Origin of the sequence: Nocardia coffeae (genome assembly GCF_019890715.1) — a bacterium.
GTDB classification, from domain to species: Bacteria; Actinomycetota; Actinomycetes; order Mycobacteriales; family Mycobacteriaceae; genus Nocardia; species Nocardia jiangxiensis.
Map to the genome: position 1 here is coordinate 1 of NZ_JAINZY010000076.1, position 501 is coordinate 501.

General features: G+C 68.3%; 1 protein-coding gene. It reads left to right on the forward strand.

Annotated elements, in window-relative coordinates:
- The coding region (locus K7711_RS47105; RefSeq protein ID WP_222979703.1) for a hypothetical protein at nt 1–199 on the forward strand (199 nt) is incomplete at its 5' end.
- Between the last annotated feature and the right edge of the window lie 302 nt (nt 200–501).

The following is a 501-nucleotide window of genomic DNA, read 5'->3' on the forward strand; positions in this document are numbered from 1 at the left end:
ACCCTCGCTCACCGGGGTGCGGATGCGGGGCGTGCCGCTTCTGGCGATCCGCAAGGTCCGCGACGCCACCCGCGACCCGGGCGAGGACGAGAGCACCGATCGGTCCGTGCCGACGGTACTGGATCTCCTCGCCGCGCAGATCGCTCTGGATCGCCTCACCACCTCCGCGACCGGCGCCGGGCGGGAGGACTTGCTGTGAGTTCGGATGAGCAGGCGCGCGCAGGTGGCCTGCTGCGCCACGCCGAATCGAGCACCAATCCTAGGAAGCCGGGTGCAGCCTGCGCGCGGTCCCGCACGACACCGGAGCACAGGTGGCCTGAGCACTCGTGCACCGGCCAGGCCCGATGACACCCGCGGGCCTGGCCATCCATTCAGGAACTGCTGGGTTCGTTTGCGTTGAAAGGAGTTTCGTTCATGGTGTACATCGATAATCCCGGTGCGTTGATCGCGGCGGTCCCGCGGTGGCTCGCGTATGAGCCGCGCCGGTCGGTGGTGTTGATT